This window comes from Eubacterium sp. ER2 (assembly GCF_000765215.1).
GTDB lineage: Bacteria > Bacillota > Clostridia > Lachnospirales > Lachnospiraceae > Claveliimonas > Claveliimonas intestinigallinarum.
In genome coordinates, this window is record NZ_JPJE01000021.1 from 33490 (window position 1) to 50415 (window position 16926).

At 51.8% G+C, this 16926-nt stretch carries 16 protein-coding genes and 2 tRNA genes; 11 read left to right on the top strand and 7 right to left on the bottom strand.

Features of this window, described 5'->3' with window-relative positions; translation table 11 throughout:
* The first annotated feature begins 161 nt into the window (after positions 1 to 161).
* The 7 genes from NI21_RS16745 (at position 162) to NI21_RS0108225 (ending at position 5966) form a co-directional block, all read left to right on the top strand.
* Positions 162 to 371, top strand: a complete 210-nt coding sequence (locus NI21_RS16745; protein WP_147581179.1) for a hypothetical protein — start codon at positions 162 to 164, stop codon at positions 369 to 371.
* Positions 371 to 1072, top strand: coding sequence for an Rpn family recombination-promoting nuclease/putative transposase (locus tag NI21_RS15865; RefSeq protein ID WP_242842829.1), 702 nt, complete (start codon positions 371 to 373; stop codon positions 1070 to 1072). Before NI21_RS16745 ends, NI21_RS15865 begins: the two co-directional genes overlap by 1 nt.
* Before the next feature lie 109 nt (positions 1073 to 1181).
* Entirely contained in the window at positions 1182 to 1949 is a 768-nt protein-coding gene (locus tag NI21_RS0108205; protein ID WP_033125758.1) for a TatD family hydrolase, read from the top strand.
* Positions 1950 to 2032: 83 nt separating this feature from the next.
* Complete coding sequence (rsmA, locus tag NI21_RS0108210; RefSeq protein ID WP_052084021.1) at positions 2033 to 2950, top strand: 16S rRNA (adenine(1518)-N(6)/adenine(1519)-N(6))-dimethyltransferase RsmA; 918 nt, start codon at positions 2033 to 2035, stop codon at positions 2948 to 2950.
* Position 2951: 1 nt separating this feature from the next.
* Positions 2952 to 4328 (top strand): citrate/2-methylcitrate synthase, encoded by a 1377-nt coding sequence (locus NI21_RS0108215; RefSeq protein WP_033125759.1) that lies wholly within the window; start codon positions 2952 to 2954, stop codon positions 4326 to 4328.
* A 10-nt stretch (positions 4329 to 4338) separates the two neighbouring features.
* The gene (locus tag NI21_RS0108220; protein ID WP_033125760.1) at positions 4339 to 5283 is read left to right on the top strand and encodes an alpha/beta fold hydrolase; all 945 of its coding nucleotides are present in this window, start codon (positions 4339 to 4341) and stop codon (positions 5281 to 5283) included.
* Positions 5280 to 5966: a D-lyxose/D-mannose family sugar isomerase gene (locus NI21_RS0108225; RefSeq protein WP_033125761.1), complete on the top strand. Its 687-nt coding sequence runs from the start codon at positions 5280 to 5282 to the stop codon at positions 5964 to 5966. The genes NI21_RS0108220 and NI21_RS0108225 overlap by 4 nt, the downstream gene beginning before the upstream one ends.
* 117 nt (positions 5967 to 6083) lie before the next feature.
* Here the strand turns inward: NI21_RS0108225 and NI21_RS0108230 are convergent, their stop codons facing one another.
* The gene (locus NI21_RS0108230; protein WP_033125762.1) at positions 6084 to 7157 is read right to left on the bottom strand and encodes a hypothetical protein; all 1074 of its coding nucleotides are present in this window, start codon (positions 7155 to 7157) and stop codon (positions 6084 to 6086) included.
* Positions 7158 to 7214: 57 nt separating this feature from the next.
* Positions 7215 to 8198 (bottom strand): hypothetical protein, encoded by a 984-nt coding sequence (locus NI21_RS0108235; protein WP_033125763.1) that lies wholly within the window; start codon positions 8196 to 8198, stop codon positions 7215 to 7217.
* A gap of 192 nt (positions 8199 to 8390) precedes the next feature.
* Between NI21_RS0108235 and NI21_RS0108240 the strand changes: the two genes are divergently transcribed.
* Positions 8391 to 9344 carry a hypothetical protein gene (locus tag NI21_RS0108240; RefSeq protein ID WP_033125764.1) on the top strand — a complete coding sequence of 318 codons (954 nt, stop codon included), beginning with the start codon at positions 8391 to 8393 and terminating at the stop codon, positions 9342 to 9344.
* A gap of 4 nt (positions 9345 to 9348) precedes the next feature.
* Here NI21_RS0108240 and NI21_RS0108245 read toward each other — a convergent pair whose 3' ends face one another.
* From NI21_RS0108245 to NI21_RS0108260, 4 genes are all read right to left on the bottom strand, one after another.
* Positions 9349 to 11442 (bottom strand): RNA polymerase sigma factor, encoded by a 2094-nt coding sequence (locus NI21_RS0108245; protein WP_033125765.1) that lies wholly within the window; start codon positions 11440 to 11442, stop codon positions 9349 to 9351.
* Positions 11443 to 11683: 241 nt separating this feature from the next.
* Positions 11684 to 12211: a YitT family protein gene (locus tag NI21_RS0108250; protein WP_033125766.1), complete on the bottom strand. Its 528-nt coding sequence runs from the start codon at positions 12209 to 12211 to the stop codon at positions 11684 to 11686.
* A gap of 577 nt (positions 12212 to 12788) precedes the next feature.
* Positions 12789 to 12859: transfer RNA gene (locus NI21_RS0108255), tRNA-Gly, on the bottom strand.
* Between the two features lie 35 nt (positions 12860 to 12894).
* A tRNA-Gly gene (locus NI21_RS0108260) sits at positions 12895 to 12965 on the bottom strand.
* A gap of 210 nt (positions 12966 to 13175) precedes the next feature.
* Here NI21_RS0108260 and NI21_RS0108265 point away from each other — a divergent pair.
* On the top strand, positions 13176 to 14879 hold the full coding sequence (locus NI21_RS0108265) for an FAD-dependent oxidoreductase (protein ID WP_033125767.1): 1704 nt from the start codon (positions 13176 to 13178) through the stop codon (positions 14877 to 14879).
* A gap of 126 nt (positions 14880 to 15005) precedes the next feature.
* Here the strand turns inward: NI21_RS0108265 and NI21_RS0108270 are convergent, their stop codons facing one another.
* Positions 15006 to 15413, bottom strand: coding sequence for a sporulation initiation factor Spo0A C-terminal domain-containing protein (locus NI21_RS0108270; RefSeq protein ID WP_242842830.1), 408 nt, complete (start codon positions 15411 to 15413; stop codon positions 15006 to 15008).
* Between the two features lie 95 nt (positions 15414 to 15508).
* Between NI21_RS0108270 and NI21_RS0108275 the strand changes: the two genes are divergently transcribed.
* Both NI21_RS0108275 and NI21_RS0108280 read left to right on the top strand, forming a co-directional pair.
* Positions 15509 to 16141, top strand: coding sequence for a glycoside hydrolase family 25 protein (locus tag NI21_RS0108275; RefSeq protein ID WP_081958024.1), 633 nt, complete (start codon positions 15509 to 15511; stop codon positions 16139 to 16141).
* Between the two features lie 83 nt (positions 16142 to 16224).
* Complete coding sequence (locus NI21_RS0108280) at positions 16225 to 16920, top strand: response regulator transcription factor (RefSeq protein WP_033125769.1); 696 nt, start codon at positions 16225 to 16227, stop codon at positions 16918 to 16920.
* Positions 16921 to 16926: the final 6 nt, after the last annotated feature.

A 16926-nucleotide genomic window follows, 5' to 3' on the forward strand; every position in this document is an offset into this window, starting at 1 on the left:
AAGATCTGATTTTCGGAGCCTGTATTCCAGGCATTAGCTCCGATTTGTAAACAAAGGAATAATGCAGGAACAGGGCTTACGTCTTTGAAGCTTCTAAGAGATGTGCTAATATGAAAGCAGACCCCTTTCCTGTATGAGACACACAGGAAAGGAGAAGACAAGTGACGAAGAAAAATGACAAGTTTATCATGCTTCCCACCGTGGACGTGTGCTTTAAGGGACTGATGTACAATCCCAAGGTGAGAAAGGGCTTTATCGCCGCCCTGCTGGGAGCGGACCCGGCATCCATCCGGGAGACAGTGCTGCTTCCCACGGCGCTGCGCAGGAATACCCGGACGAGAAGCTGGGCATCCTGGATATCCGGGCCCTGATGGAGGACGGGGCGCAGGTCAACATGGAGATGCAGGCGTACCCCTTCGGGCAGTGGGACGCCAGATCCCTGTTTTATTTGAGTAAAATGTACACAGATCAGATTGGGAGGGGCGATCCCTACACGAAGCTGAAAAAGCGTATCCATGTGAGCATACTGGACTTTATCCGCTTTGCGGATGACAGGAAATGCCACCGGACCATCAGCCTGTGCGATGAGCAGACAGGAGAAAAGTACACAGACCTTCTGGAGCTGCAGATCCTGGAGCTGAAGAAGCTGCCGGGGGATCTGCGGGAGGACGACGAGGTCATCCAGTGGATGCGTTTTCTGGCTGGGAAGGACCGGAAGGAGTTGGAGGATATGGCAAGTACAAGCGAATATATCGAGGAGGCTTACAGGGAGCTGGAGAGGATGAGCGCGGACGAGAGGGCCAGGCTGGAGTACGAGGCCCGGCAGAAGGCCATCCGGGATCACGATGCCATCATGAGCAGCGCCTGGGAGACCGGCATGGAGAAAGGCATAGAGAAAGGAATGGAGAAAGGTCTGCGGAAAGGCAGAGAGCAGGGCGTACGCCAGGAGAGAAAGGATATTGCCCTTCGCATGCTGGAAAAGGGCATGGACATGGAGACGATCGCGGATCTGACCGGTATGGATGTGGAAGAAGTCCGGAAGCTGTCAGAAAAGTTTCGGGCAAAAGAGTGAACCAAATCCTTAACAAAAAATTAATTTTCCCGTTATATGATTTGCTGAGAAATTATGGTATAATTGTTCTACTTACTTTAGATCAACAAGAGAATTGGATGGAAGCGGCATGATTTTTGATACCCACGCGCACTACGATGACGAACAGTTTGATACGGACAGAGACCAGCTTCTTGCCTCTATGGAGGCGGGAGGCGTGGGCACGATCGTCAATGTGGGCGCGTCCCTTGCTTCCAGCCGGACATCCGTTTCCCTGGCGGAGAGGTATCCCTTTATCTATGCTGCCGTGGGTGTCCATCCGGACCACACGGGGGAGCTGGATGAGGACAAGCTTCGGGAACTGCGGGAGCTGTGCGGCCAGGAGAAGGTTGTCGCGGTGGGTGAGATCGGACTGGACTACTATTGGGATGAGGCTCCCAGGGAGGTGCAGAAGAGGTGGTTTGTGCGTCAGCTTGAGCTGGCCCGGGAGCTGGATCTGCCGGTGCTCATACACAGCCGGGAGGCAGCGGCAGATACGCTGGAGATCATGCAGGAGCACGCCCGGGGATTGGAGGGTGTGATCCACTGCTTTTCCTACTCGAAGGAGCTGGCCCGGGAATATGTGAGAATGGGCTTTTTTATAGGCGTTGGCGGCGTCGTAACTTTTAAAAACGGGCGAAAGCTCAAGGAGGTTGTGGAGGATATTCCGCTCACATCTATTGTCCTGGAGACGGACTGCCCCTATCTTGCGCCTGTCCCCAACAGAGGAAAGAGGAACAGTTCTCTCAATCTCCCCTATGTAGTGGAGGAGATTGCGGCGCTGAAGCATATTTCCTGCGAAGAGGTGGTGGCGCAGACGGAAGAAAACGCCAGAAGATTATACGGAATGAGGAACTGACCTCCGTGCGATCCGGCTTTCGGCCGGGAAGCGGAGGTCGGGGACGGCTCCGGGAAGACTAAATGACGGAGGGAGGCGGGGCGATGCCCGTACCAACACTGGGAAATCCCCAGAATACGATTGAGATACTGAAAAAGTATAATTTTTCTTTTCAAAAGAAATTTGGACAGAATTTTCTTATAGATACCCGCGTACTGGATAAGATCATTGCGGCGGCCGATATAACAAGAGACGATTTTGTGCTGGAGATCGGCCCCGGCATCGGCACTATGACGCAGTATCTGGCTGCGGCGGCGGGTAAGGTGACAGCGGTGGAGATCGACAAGGCGCTGATCCCAATTCTAGCGGATACCCTGAAGGACTATGACAATGTAAATATTGTTAATCAGGACATACTGAAGATGGATATTCAGAGGCTGGTCGATGAGGAGAACGGCGGAAAGCCTGTGAAGGTGGTGGCAAATCTGCCTTATTATATTACAACGCCTATTATCATGGGACTCTTTGAGAGCCATGTGCCCATTGAGAGTATCACCGTGATGGTGCAAAAAGAGGTGGCGGACCGGATGCAGGTGGGACCGGGGACAAAGGACTACGGGGCCCTCTCCCTGGCCGTGCAGTATTACGCCTGTCCCTACATTGTGGCCAACGTACCGCCCAACTGCTTTATGCCCAGACCAAAGGTCGGATCAGCGGTCATAAGGCTGACCGTACACGAGGAGCCGCCAGTGCAGGTGGAGGACGAACGACTGATGTTCCGCATCATACGGGCATCCTTCAATCAGCGCAGAAAGACGCTGGCAAATGGACTGAAAAACTCAGCGGAGCTGAATCTTCCCAGGGAAGTGATCGAAGAGAGTATAGCGGAGCTGGGCAAAGGCCCGGGTATCCGGGGAGAAGCCCTGACACTGGAAGAATTCGCCCTGCTTAGTAATATCATTTATCACAGGATAAATGGGCAGCCTGAAAACCATGAACAGAATAGAGAAAGGAGAACATAAAATGGAGAAACGTTATCCAGCAGCGAGAGCACTTTTTGAGATCACACCGGAGATTGAGCATCTGGCAGAGCTCTGCGAAAAGAATACAGCCATTGACAAGGAGCTCTATACAAAGTACGAGGTAAAAAGAGGACTGCGAGACTTAAATGGAAAAGGCGTTCTGGCGGGACTTACCAATATCTCCGACATCATCGCCAAGAAGGTGGTGGACGGGCAGGAGGTTCCCTGCGAAGGTGAGCTCTACTACCGGGGCTACAATATCAAAGAGCTTGTGAAAGGCTTCCTGGACGCGGATCACTATGGCTTTGAGGAGATCACCTATCTTCTCCTCTTCGGCGAGCTTCCGGATGAGAAGGAGCTGAAGAAATTCCACGAGACACTGGTGGAGAGAAGGACACTTCCCCCCAACTTTGTGAGGGATGTCATCATGAAGGCTCCGAGCCGCGATATGATGAACAGCCTGTCTCGCTCAATTCTGAATCTGTATTCCTATGACGCAAAGGCGGACGACACATCTATTCCAAACGTTCTGCGCCAGTGTCTGAATCTGATCAGCCAGTTCCCCATGCTGATGGTATATGGCTATCACGCCTACAACTACCGCATGGGTGAGGATCTGTTTATCTATGCGCCCAAGCCGGAGCTGTCCACGGCCGAAAATATTCTGATGATGCTCCGTGAAGACAGGCAGTACACGAAGCTGGAGGCCAAGATCCTGGATATGGCGCTTGTGCTCCACATGGATCACGGCGGCGGAAATAACTCCACCTTCACCACACACGTTGTTACATCTTCGGGCACAGACACCTACTCTACGATCGCGGCGGCCATGGCTTCCCTGAAGGGACCAAAGCACGGCGGGGCAAATGTGAAGGTGACCCAGATGTTCGATGACATGAAGAAGCATGTCAAGAACTGGGAGGATAAGGACGAGGTACGCCAGTACCTGTGCGATCTGCTGGACAAGAAGGCATTTGACCACAAGGGACTTATTTACGGCATGGGACACGCGGTGTACTCTGTGTCTGATCCCCGTGCTGATATTTTCAAGTCGTTTGTAAAACAGCTCGCCGCTGAAAAAGGATATGAGAAGGAGTATGCGCTCTATGAGACAGTAGAGCACATGGCTCCGGAGGTGATCGGAGAGAAGAGAAGGATCTATAAGGGCGTTAACGCCAATGTGGATTTCTACAGCGGACTTGTGTACAGTATGCTGGGTCTGCCGCCTGCCCTCTACACGCCCATCTTTGCCGCAGCCCGCATTGTGGGCTGGAGCGCCCACCGGCTGGAGGAGCTGAAAAATGTAGACAAGATCATCCGTCCTGCGTACAAAGCGCTGGCAGAGCACAGGCCATATGTTAAGATGGAGGATCGCTAGGAGGAGGAATATGAAGAGAGAATTCTTTTACCCGTCCGCGGATGGAGAGACAGAGATCCATGGGGTGGAATGGCTCCCGGAGGGCGAGGTGAAGGCTGTGCTTCAGATCAGCCATGGCATGGTGGAATACATAGACCGCTATGACAGGTTTGCTTCCTGGCTTGCAGAAAAAGGATGGTATGTTACAGGGAATGATCATCTGGGACATGGGAAGTCCGTTACGTCAGAGGAGAAGTATGGATTTTTTCATGATCCGGATGGCAATGCCTGTGTCATCCGCGATATCCATACACTCAGGGAACGCGCCGGGGATAGATATCCCGGCGTTCCTTATTTTATGCTGGGTCACAGTATGGGTTCCTTTCTCCTGCGCCAGTATCTGCTGAAGCACGGCAGGGGCCTTGCCGGAGCCATCATCATGGGAACGGGATACAAGGGAGCGCCCATCCTCTGCGCGGGCCAGCTCCTCTGCCGCCTGCTGGCGGCTGTAAAGGGATGGGACTACAGAAGCCGACTCATTGACAGCCTGGGACTGGGAGGATACAATCGCAGCTTTGAGCCCTGTGAGAGCAAAAGGGAGTGGGTTACATCTGACATCGGGATGCGGGAAAAATATGAGGCAGATCCCCTCTGTAGCTTTACCTTCACAGTCAACGGCTACTATCAGATGTTTGAAGGCATGAAGCAGATCGCGGGAAAGAAGGGGGCGCTGCGCATCCCCAGGACCCTGCCGGTGCTTTTTGTGTCCGGTCAGAAGGATCCCGTGGGCCGCTTCGGGAAGGATGTGGAAAAGCTTTTCCGGATGTACCAGGATGCCGGGATAAAGGATGTCAGCATGAAGCTGTATGAGAATGATCGCCATGAGGTGCTCAATGAGCAGGACCGGCAGCAGGTGTATGAGGATCTGTATGAGTGGATGGAACAACATTTGGGGCAGCAGGAGGAAAAGAAATGAAACGTTCAGAAATTAACCAGGCACTAAAGGAAATGGAGGCCATGATCCGGGAGTACCGGATCTCCCTTCCTCCCTTCTGTCATTTTACACCGGACGAGTGGAAGACAAAGGGGCATGAGTACGATGAGATCCGGGACAACGGACTGGGATGGGACATCACAGATTACGGCCTTGGAGATTTTGACAAAGTGGGATTTTCCCTCATCACAATCCGCAATGGAAACGTGCACGATGACAAATACCCGAAGCCCTATGCGGAGAAGCTTCTTTATATAAAAGAAGGACAGCACTCTCCCATGCACTTTCACTGGAACAAGATGGAGGACATTATCAACCGGGGCGGCGGCAATGTGCTGATCCGGGTATACAATTCTGATGAAAAGGAAGAGTTTGCAGACACGCCGGTAACAGTCCATTGCGACGGGCATGCATACACCGTTCCGGCGGGCGCGCAGATCAGGCTGTGCCCGGGAGAGTCTATCACCATCACTCCTTACCTGTATCACGATTTTGACGTGGAGCAGGGGAGCGGCCCGGTTCTCCTGGGAGAGGTGTCCATGTGCAATGACGACAACACGGACAACCGGTTCTATGAAAATGTGGGAAGGTTCCCTGAGATCGAGGAGGATGAGCCGCCCTACCGGCTGCTGTGCAATGAGTATCCGGCAGCGCAGGAAAAATAGTAATAACTGAATTTGAAGAACTGCTTAATCTTTCTGTAAGAACTATAAAAACAGCGGGGTGATAAGAGCGGGAATATCCCGTTCCTGCCACCCCGCTGTAAGTGTCAGCTCACTTTTTTATTTGCCAAAGGAGCATGTAAAACTGTCACTGTACAGTGACTCGTAGCTGCCTGCGCCATTTACCTCCACCCAGTGCAGGATTTCCAGAGTGAAAGAGAGCTCTTCCGGAGATTCCCCTTCGGCGAGCCCATATGTCTTCTCGGCATTGGGGAAAAAGACAACATCGCTGAAGATACGTCTTCCTGCCGGAAGATCGTGTATGTAGTCGCCTAAAGTCATGTCTTCGGACGTATAGCCGTTGACAGATACATCTTCCCATGAAGTACTCAGGGGCTCTTCGGATTTGTTTTCCATGTATGTGTGAAGCGTATACATGGAACCATCATCATCCCCCTCCAGACCACGGATGATATAGGTAAAGTTCTCGTTATCCGCAACCACCTGCTCGCCCTCGGCGGGCTCGTAGGAGGGAAAGTCAACGGTGTCGGCGGAAAGGCCTGTGGGATAGATGGTACATTCCTGTTCCGGGTTCATGGCCGAAAGTTGTTCGTAAGGGATCGGATTCGTAGCTGCCTGCTGTCCGGGATCTTCGCTGGAATGTTGAGGTACCAGTTCAGGAACAAAAATAATTTCCTCAGCCACGGAAGTTCCATCGGGCAGAGAAAAGGCATATTTAGCAGTACCGCTCTCACCTGCAGCTGCGCCCAGGCCCAGAACATAACCATCTTCAATGCCGGCCGCTTCATTCATTTTTGCGTAGGAACTGTCTGCATCGGCATAGCAGATATCCCCTTCTTCCTCCCAATCAGCATACGAAGCGGCACATCTGTTGATATAGGTGTTCATAGATGATATATCCAGGGCCATATCGTAGGAGGTCTTGTTGGTGAACTGGAATTCCACTATACATTTATCCGCCTCATCGGCCTCGGCTCCCAGTGCGGTGAGAGTATAGTAGTCGTTATCCGCCACCACCGTTTCCTTCAGGGAATATTCCGCATTCGGAGTAGAACTCTGCTCTACTCCGGTGGGGGATGGGGAGTCGCTGGAGTTGCTGTCAGAAGTGCCGCAGCCTGTCAGAAGTGCGGCGCATATAGTCAATGTAAGAAATGTACGTGTCTTTTTTTTCATATGGTTTTACCTCGTTTCTCTTGAAATTTTTTCATATTTGCCAGGGACAGATGGGAGCTATATGGGAACGGACAGAGGTCCGATGGTCTTCATTCCGCTCCAGTCGCCGGATGCCGGGCCTCCAATGTCCAGTGAAAAGGAGATGGAAGAGCTGCCGGTGATCTCCGGGACTGTATCAGCTGCGTTGAATGATGTAGCGGTGCAGACTGCCTTGCCGTTATTTTCATAATAGTAGCCGCCGATGCTGTACCGGAATGCATCTTCGTCAGGAGAGTAGGAGTATGTGAGGGGTGTACCGTCTACGGTAACATCCTTGATGCGCAGCTGGGCGCCGGCCCCGGTATTGTTGCGGATAACAGCGATAAGACAGCCCTTATCATCCTCTGTTTCTCCTGGCAAATATTTTGCGTGGATCTGGATACCGTTCTGGTCGTAGACAAGCTGCAGATCTTCGGAAAGCTGCGTATCCATCTCACTTTCAAGGGTAGTCCTTACCGTACAGATAGACTGGCTTTCATCCAGGCATTCATTGTAATTGGCATCTGTTGCGCTGAAGGCCAGTTCTATCTCACCAATTTGAGTAATCCCCGCATTGTCGAGAACAGCCTTGCTCAGGGTACAGGTGTCCTCTGCGGTAGACTGGGCAGGAACAGCGATGTAGGCGGAGGAGGAGACCTGGAAACCATTCAGATATGTGTAGGTACCCTCACCTATGGACAGGGAGACATTAGGGCTGCGGAAGCCTATGGTGAGATCCGTGTCGGTGGTGTTATCCACTGTCAGATCCAGACTGTAATCGCCGGTATACTCATTAATGCCAAGACCTGTAGCTGTGATGCGGATGCCGTTTGCATCTATGAGTACCTGTTCTTCTACGTCAAAGTCCAGTCCGTTGTCTGTTTCCTCCGTTTGGGATGGATCTGTCTGTTCCACAGAAATGGAAATACTGTCTTTTTTGTCTTCTTTTTCCCCAGTACTACAGGCGCACAGTGATGTGGTGAGAGCTGTGACCAGAAGAAGGGGCACGATCTTCTTTTTCATCTTTTCCTCCCTTACGGCGTCTCTTGTGGAACGCCTCGTATCATATATAGTAAAAATTTATCACCTTAAAAGAAGCAGGGTCAACACGGTAAAACCTAACATTTTACGGTAAAAAGTAAAAATAGTCTGTCCCCTTTTTGCTCTCTTGTGCGAATACACATTATAGAAGGAATAAAAAGGCGGGAGAGCATCATGGAAAATAAAGAACAGAAAGAGGAAATACTCAGGGAGCTGCTGGAGATGGCCGAAAAGTGCGCGGTCGGGAGTGGAGCGGATCGCCCGGAAGTGAAGTGGCTGCAGAAGAAATTTGCCCGTATGCAGAGAAAATACATGCTAAAGAACAAAAGTCAGGTGGACGGAGTCCTGTATGAGAGGATGGAGGGGCATCAGCCAAAGACAGCAACGGAATGTCTGAAGATACGCTACTGGCGCACGGGCAGATATACACCGATCAACAGAGAACAATGTCTGCGGCTGGGAAAAGCACTGGAGCTGACAGATGAAGAAATGCTATTCCTCATGCAGGGATATTTTGATCATAGTGAGAATGTGTATGACACGCAGGAAAAGTGGAGCAGCGCGTCTTGTGTGGAGAAAGGCAGTCTGCTCAGGCAATTGGAGGAGAGCTATCTGGCAGGTATACCAGAGGAGGAGTTGAAAGCCATGAATATCCGCCCGGGTGAGAGGGAGAAATATTTTCGCCATATCTATTTTACAGATGCTTTCCACTATGTGACCGTTTCGGGTGAGCACAGCATGGAGATGCTGCGGAAACATATTACCAGTACCCGCTATGATTCAGAGCTGAGAAGGCAGATGCGTCTTCAAGGGGAGATCCCGCGTAAAACCATGCTGCGGCATCTTCTGATCCTGAATGCTCCGATGGTGTCCCTTGAAACGGTAAATAGACAGCTTGATTTTCTGGGCTATCTTCCACTCAGTGAGGATCATACCCTGACCGGCGGGGAACGTCTGGACAGTCTGGTGATCCGTCTCCTTGAGGGTTACGGGGAGGTGTATGATCCGCAGCAGCCCCGCCGGTCACTGTGCTGGCTGCAGGAAGCCTGTCGGGAGATGGACAGGCTTTTTGTGCAGATGAAAAGACCGAGAATGCGGTTCATGCACTTTAAGGCTCTGGAATTATAGAGCGTTAATTGACAAACAGAGGTATGTCCAAATCTTTGTCCCAGAGGTAGTTGATCTGGGGGATTGGCGCATTGCTTACAGGTACCAGGCGGAATGTGGAGACGTCATAGTAGGACGTGTCGATGCCAGCGACAGATAAGATTTCTCCTGTATGAAAGTCACCGGCTATAGGAGTTGACATGGCTAGAAGCCCGCAGGGACAGAGATTACAGCTGGCTTCTGGCAGTATATCCTGATCGCCGGTAACATTAAAAGCGCACAGATAGAGGTCGGGTATGTTGCTTTCAAAGCGGAGTGTGAATTTCCAATAGCGAATACGCGGGCATGAGGAGACGGAACGGAGTTCTTCTATCTGACTGTCAGGAGATGGACAGACTTCTTCTACTTGTTCCAGATACAGCCGCCCTCCGTAAATTTCACAGGATGTTTCCGCAGGCAAAGTGCATTCCGACAGATCAACAGGTATGTAGAAATCTTCGGGCATTTTATCGGAAAGACAGATGAAAGGGATATGAAGAGTGATTCCGCCGGGAGGAACCTGGCCAAAATTCCATTCGAAATAATCGATGCCGCTGTTCATGGAATAGTACTCCTGGCATTCCCCGGTGTATACATTTCCGTACGGATCTGTCACTGTAAAAGGATTTTGGCTGTACCCATCACTGAAAAAGGCGGGACAGATAACTTCTGGCATGATGTTCGGACCGTCTCCGCTGCAGAGAGGGTAGATGGACAGGATCAAAGCTCCGCTGTCATCTCGGCGAGGGACAGTGAGGAGACTGTATAGATCGTTAATCTTATATACATTGTCCTGAACCTCCCGGACAGGTGTGCGTTCCATGGAGAAGGTGACATCCACGTTGCAGGAGAAGTCAAAGATCTGTCCCAGGGAAGTTGCGGAAGACAGAGAGAGTGTGAGAACTTCCGGGGAAGCGGGCATTTCTATATTTTCGTAAGTGCAGTAAAGCCACTGAAAACTGTTACCCGAATTGCCTCTGGTGACAGTTCCGGAGCCAAGAAGCACTCCATCCAGGTACAGATCATGAAAGTATGGGATGAAAGAGTCTGAAGGTATGGAGAACAGGGGGAACTCAGGGTTTGAGATATCGGGGAAAGCGTCTCCCCTGGCCTGGACCAGAACCTTTACTTTGAGAGTGCTCTCTGCATATACGGCCGACTTCAGAGTGCCGGTCACGTATTCTGTCTCAAAGGAGACTGGAGTCCCCATATTGTAGGCGGCGGTTTCGGGAGTGGAGACCGGGCCATAGCCGTCCAGCCAGTAAAAAGCAGACTGGATCCCGCTGGTGCTGCCGGGAGAGGATTCCCGGACAGCAGCAAAATTATCCTGGGACTGTACCGGATTGTCCTGTGCATTTGCCTGCGGCTGCATGTTTGCCTTTGTACCGGAATCTTCGGGCTGTTCGTTGTCTTTGTCATTATCTGTTATGATCAAAGGCTCGGGCTTGTTATCCTCTTCGTTTTTCCCAACGATGATTTCCCACAGGTCCGGGATGAGATCGTAGTGCCGCAGTACGCAGTAGGTGCAGGCTGACAGGGCCAGTAGTGCCACAATGATGAGGGTGAGCAGGAAGGAACGACGCAGTTTTCCTATACTGCGCTGATGTCTCTTTTTTACAGTCTCGTAGGGCAGCCCCAGGGAGGCGGCGATTTCTTTTATGGACATGCCGTCATAATATTTCATCCGGATTAGGTCCGCTTCATCGGGGCGAAGTTCTTTCATTGCTCTCTCTACATCGGCCCGGAGTTCTGCCAGGGCAATCTGGCGGTCTGCGGTAGATGTAGCAACGCGGCCACGGCTTTTTTCTTTCCGGTAGCGGGAGACGGCTAGATTTCGGGCGATAGCAGCCAGATAGACGGGCAGGGAGGACTTCTGCGGATCATACTTGTCCCGCTGGAAATAGAAGATGGAGAAGGTTTCGTTTACGCACTCCTTAATATCTTCCGGATTTTGCAAATGCCGGGAGACAATGCTCCAGATAAGACCAGTGTAGCGCTCCATGAGAAGAGTAAGGCCGGTCTGGGGACTGCGGTTGATCCTGTCCAGGATCTGCTGGTCTGTGAAAGGATGTGCGTGCATGAAACTTCTACCTCCTCTGCTCCTGCGGTGCCAGGATGATGCGACAAGGCTCTCCTGAGCAGGTGGATTATTTACAAAAATAGTACCACAAGAAAAAGAAGGATATCAACAAAGTAAAAGTTAACCATTTTGGCACAAAAGACAGACCTGTTATTGTTTCCTTGCTGTCATTTCTGCGCAGTCTGCCGCAGGAGAGACTGAGAAGAAAAACTGTGATGTAAAGAAGAGAAATGGACACTTTTCAGAAATCCTCATGCAGAATGGCCTGCACAGGCTTTTTCGTCCTGGGAAGCCAGAACTGGACGAGAGGTCCGGTTAGAAAGACGGCGGCCACAGTCCCCGCGCCTACAGTGCCTCCGAGCAGGAAGCCAAGCACTACAAAAAAGAGGTCGCAGCCTACGCGCACCCACCGAAACTGGACGGAGGGGAGGCGGTCGGACAGGATCACGGCCACCAGGTCGTTGGGGCCGCCGCAGAAAGCGCAGACAACAGTGCCCGGCTTTACATAGCCTTTCGTGCCAAGCAGCATGAGGATCATGAGGATGCAAAGGACAATGACGTGGACGGTTCCCACCGTGAGGCCGGACAGACGGGACAGTCCCTGGATGAATACGGTGAATGTATCTGTGCCGAGCTCTGACAGGAGAAAGAGCGTTACTCCAAGATGAGCAACGGCGAGTCCTGCCAGCAGGATGGACAGCGCTTTTGCCCAGTCGGCAGCGGTTCTCCCTGAGGTGTCAGATGCAAATGTTTCCTTTTTGTTTTCCATGATCTACGCTCTCCTGATAGAAAATCTTTTTTTCTATAATAAAGCAAAGTGGGGAGATCCCGCAACTGTATTTTGGAGCGGACAGGACCGGGACGCGTTTTGGACAAACTTTAGACAGCGAAAACCCGCTGGCCTTTCGGCCGGCGGGTTTTCGTCGTTGTTATAGTTATCTAAAGGAATGAGAGTAAAGTGCAACACCAAAGGTCTCCGCCCTGGTGCCTTACTTTATGAGGGGGGAGATAGTTGACTGTTGATCAACTATCTGACTGTTATTATAGGGAACAGATATGTCTAAAATATGACCGGTCTCTAAAAAAATCAGAAAGTTTCTTAATAGAACCTTAAGTTTTTATAATCTGTATGTTTAGAATTAAAAAAATGACAAATATCGAAAGTTTTCGCTCTATTCATTACCTTTTATTATAGCACGAAATGCTGTAAAATCAAGGGATTTATGGCAATGAGGATGCAGCACTAAGGGAGTGAACAAAAAAATAATCAGCCACCCGGGTGGGCGCCTGATTACTTTTTCTGCCCGGCTTCGGCAAAGCTGTGAAGCCTCTGATAGATTTTCAAGAGCAGATAACGGGAGTCGAACCCGCCTTTCCAGCTTGGGAAGCTAGCGTCATACCGATAGACTATATCTGCATATTTCCAGTATAACAGCTTTTGTAAAAAAATCAAGCGGGTGATGGGAATCGAACCCACGTATCCAGCTTGGAAGGCTGGTGTTCTACCATTGAACTACACCCGCGAACGAATGTTATCTTATCATAGAAAAGGCCAAAATGCAAGGGAAAATATGAAAATCTGTGCAAAACAGCAAAAAATACAAAGTCCGGAATAGATGCAGGGGATCTGTGTGACGACATCACAGAAAAAAAGCCGGAAATGTGCTAACATTATACTGATATGAGCGAAAAGAGATACGGCAGTGAAATGCTGGCGGAAAGGAGAGATTGACATGAAGGTTGTGATCGTAGGGGGAGTGGCAGGAGGAGCCACGGCGGCGGCCAGGATCCGCAGACTGGACGAGGAGGCGGAGGTGATCGTATTCGAGAGATCCGGATATGTCTCCTATGCGAACTGCGGCCTGCCCTATTATATCGGCGGCGTGATCGGGGAGGCATCGGAGCTGACGTTACAGACTCCGGAGAGCTTCTGGAGCCGCTTCCGCATTGACATGCGTGTGCGCCATGAAGTGACGGCTATTCATCCAAAGCGCAGGACTGTGACTGTCCGCAGCCTGGACAGCGGGGAAAGCTTTGAGGAGAGCTACGACAGACTTCTCCTTTCACCTGGGGCAAAGCCCATTCTGCCCCGGTCGGTGGACGCGGGAGTGCCGGGGCTGTTTACCCTGCGCACTGTGGAGGATACGCTGCGGATCCGGACATTCATAGAGAAAAATCATCCCAGGTCAGCGGTTCTGGCCGGCGGCGGGTTCATCAGTCTGGAGCTGGCAGAAAATCTCCGGGAGCTGGGGATGGACGTCACCATTGTCCAGCGCCCCGGGCAGCTTATGAAGCCCTTTGACCCAGATATGGCCTCCTTTATCCATGCCAGGATGAGAAAGAACGGTGTAAAGCTGCTGCTGGGACACGCAGTGGAGGGAGTGGAGGAAAATGGCGGTAGCCTTCGGGTTCTCCTGAAGGACGGCAAGGCTCTGGCGGCAGACATGACTGTTTTTGCACTGGGAGTCTCGCCTGACACCCATCTGGCAAAGGAGGCCGGATTGAGGCTGGGCCTGAAGGACAGCATTGTCGTAAACGACCGGATGGAGACATCTGTGCCGGACATCTACGCTGTGGGGGATGCGGTGCAGGTCATACAGTCTGTTTCCGGAGAGGATGTGCTCCTCTCCCTGGCAGGCCCGGCTAACAGACAGGGGCGCATTGCGGCGGACAACATCTGCGGCGGCGACAGCCGTTACAGAGGCTCCCAGGGATCCTCCATCATCAAGGTGTTTGATATGACGGCGGCTGTCACTGGGATTAATGAGCAGGCGGCAGAGAGAGCGGGCATCAGAGCTGACAAGGTCTACCTCTCCCCGGCCAGCCATGCGGGCTACTATCCCGGCGCCAGGACGATGATCATGAAAGTAATCTATGAAAAGGAGACCTGCCGTCTGCTGGGAGCCCAGATCGTGGGATATGAGGGGGTAGACAAACAGATCGACGTGCTGGCCACGGCCATAAGCGCGGGGATGACAGCTACCCGGCTCAAGGATCTGGATCTGGCCTACGCGCCACCCTACTCTTCGGCCAAGAGCCCGGTCAATATGGCCGGCTTTATCATCGAGAATATAGCAGACGGAAGGCTGAAGCAGTTTCACTGGCACGAGGCAGACACGCTGCCGAGGGACGGGAGTGTGACTCTGCTGGATGTGCGCACAGAGCAGGAGTACGGGGCCGGACATATAGACGGCTTTTGCAATATTCCTCTGGATGAGCTGCGTGAGCGGATAGGCGAGCTGGAGCAGGGAAAGCCGGTTTACGCCGCATGCCAGAGCGGTCTGCGCAGCTATATTGCGTGCTGTATTCTGTCCCAGAAGGGATTTGACTGCTATAACCTTTCAGGAGGATACAGGCTCTACAGGAGTGTGCGTGAGGATTGTGGCTGTGCGGATGAGACATTTCCGTGCGGTATGGACAGGACAGTATCCCGGTAGAGTGGTGCTCTGTGGCTGGAAGCGCACATATGACAGCGTGCATATGCCGGCGCGCATATGGGGCAGTATACATCTGATGTGATGGGAAAGAAAAGCAGGAAGGGAGGAGGGCCCATTTTGCTTCGGTTATTTTAAATGCCCTGTAAGAATATCGACGAATTCACCAGTCGTAGGTTTGCTGAAAAGAGGGCAGGGAGAAATGGCCTGCAAAAGATTTTTGTTTCCTCTTTCCCAGCATACGGTGATGACAGTGCGCAGGTCACGCTCCACACTTCCGGCGCTTGTGTGGCAGATCTCTGCGATTTTAGGATATAGTAGCTTGCTGATGCCGAGCAGGTAGTCTTCGTCTTCAAGGCAAAGTGAAACCGCAACGATCAAATATCTATATCCCCTATAGGTAGCACCAATTCCAAGAGAACGCACAAGGTATTGAATATCTTTCATTTCAGCGATAACTATAACTCCCTTCCTGCCTGGCAGAACTCCACATGCTATATTATCGGAAAGCAGCCCGCTTCTAATTATAAACGACATTATTCGACATTCTACGATAAAACAAGACGTATTTGTGAACCTTTTGACGGGAATGACATATACTGATCATGAACAGAAAAAAAGGCGGTGGCTCTGTGAGTATTTTTGGAATAGACGTGAGCAGATTTCAGGGGAATATTGACTGGGCGGAGGTAAAGCGGGCGGGCGTGGAGTTCGCTATGCTCCGGGCAGGATTTGGCAGCGGGAGCATTGATGTCCAGTTTCGCAGGAACGCGGAGGGGTGCTGCGCGGAGGGCATCCCTTTCGGCGTTTACTGGTTTTCCTACGCCTATACGCCTGATATGGCGCGTCAGGAGGCGCGCCAGTGCCTGGAGACCATAGAGGATTACAGGGTGGAATACCCGGTGTGCATCGATTTTGAGCAGGATTCAGTCCGGTACGCCCAGACAAAAGGCGTCACAGTGACAAAGGAGCTGGCCACCCGGATCGTAGAGGAGTTTTGCGGGGAGGTGGAGGACAGGGGGTATTTTGCCATGTACTACAGTAATCTGGACTTTCTGGAGCGGATGTTCGATGAAAGACTCCGGGAAAAGTACGCCCTCTGGTTCGCCAGGTACGCCCGCGAGCCGGGCATTGACGGTATTGCCATGTGGCAGTACACGGAGAGCGGGAGCGTCCGTGGGATCGCCGGGGACGTGGATCTCAACCTGGCCTTCTACGACCTGGCGGAGGTGATCCGAAGGAGAGGGCTGAACCATCTGAAATGATTTCATAATTTCTTAAGAATTTCCCCAACTGCCTCTTAAAAAATCCCTGCTATTCTTGTAATATGTAAGGGAGGTGATAGAAGATGGCAAAAATATTAGTATGCGACGACGATAAAGAGATCGTGGAGGCAATTGACATATATCTGACACAGGAGGGCTATGAGGTGCTGAAGGCCTACGACGGGCAGGAGGCGCTGAAGGTGCTGAAGGCCAACGATGTGGACCTTCTTGTGATCGATGTCATGATGCCCCGTCTGGACGGGATCCGGGCGACGCTGAAGATCCGGGAAGAGAACAATATTCCCATTATCATCCTCTCTGCAAAGTCCGAGGACGCGGATAAGATCCTCGGACTCAATGTGGGGGCGGACGACTATGTGACAAAGCCGTTTAATCCGCTGGAGCTGGTGGCCAGGGTGAAATCCCAGCTGCGCAGATACACCCAGCTTGGGAGCACGGCAAAAGAGACAGACGCGGCAGTGTACACGACAGGGGGGCTGTCCATCAACGATGATCTCAAGGAGGTGACCGTGGACGGGGAGCCGGTGAAGCTGACACCCATTGAGTACAATATCCTGCTGCTTCTCGTGAAAAATCAGGGCAAGGTTTTTTCTATCGAACAGATCTATGAAAACATCTGGAACGAGGATGCCATCGGAGCGGACAACACAGTGGCGGTGCACATCCGTCACATCCGCGAGAAGATCGAGATCAACCCGAAGGATCCCAGATACCTGAAGGTGGTCTGGGGCGTGGGCTATAAGGTGGAGAAGCTTTAGGAGGGA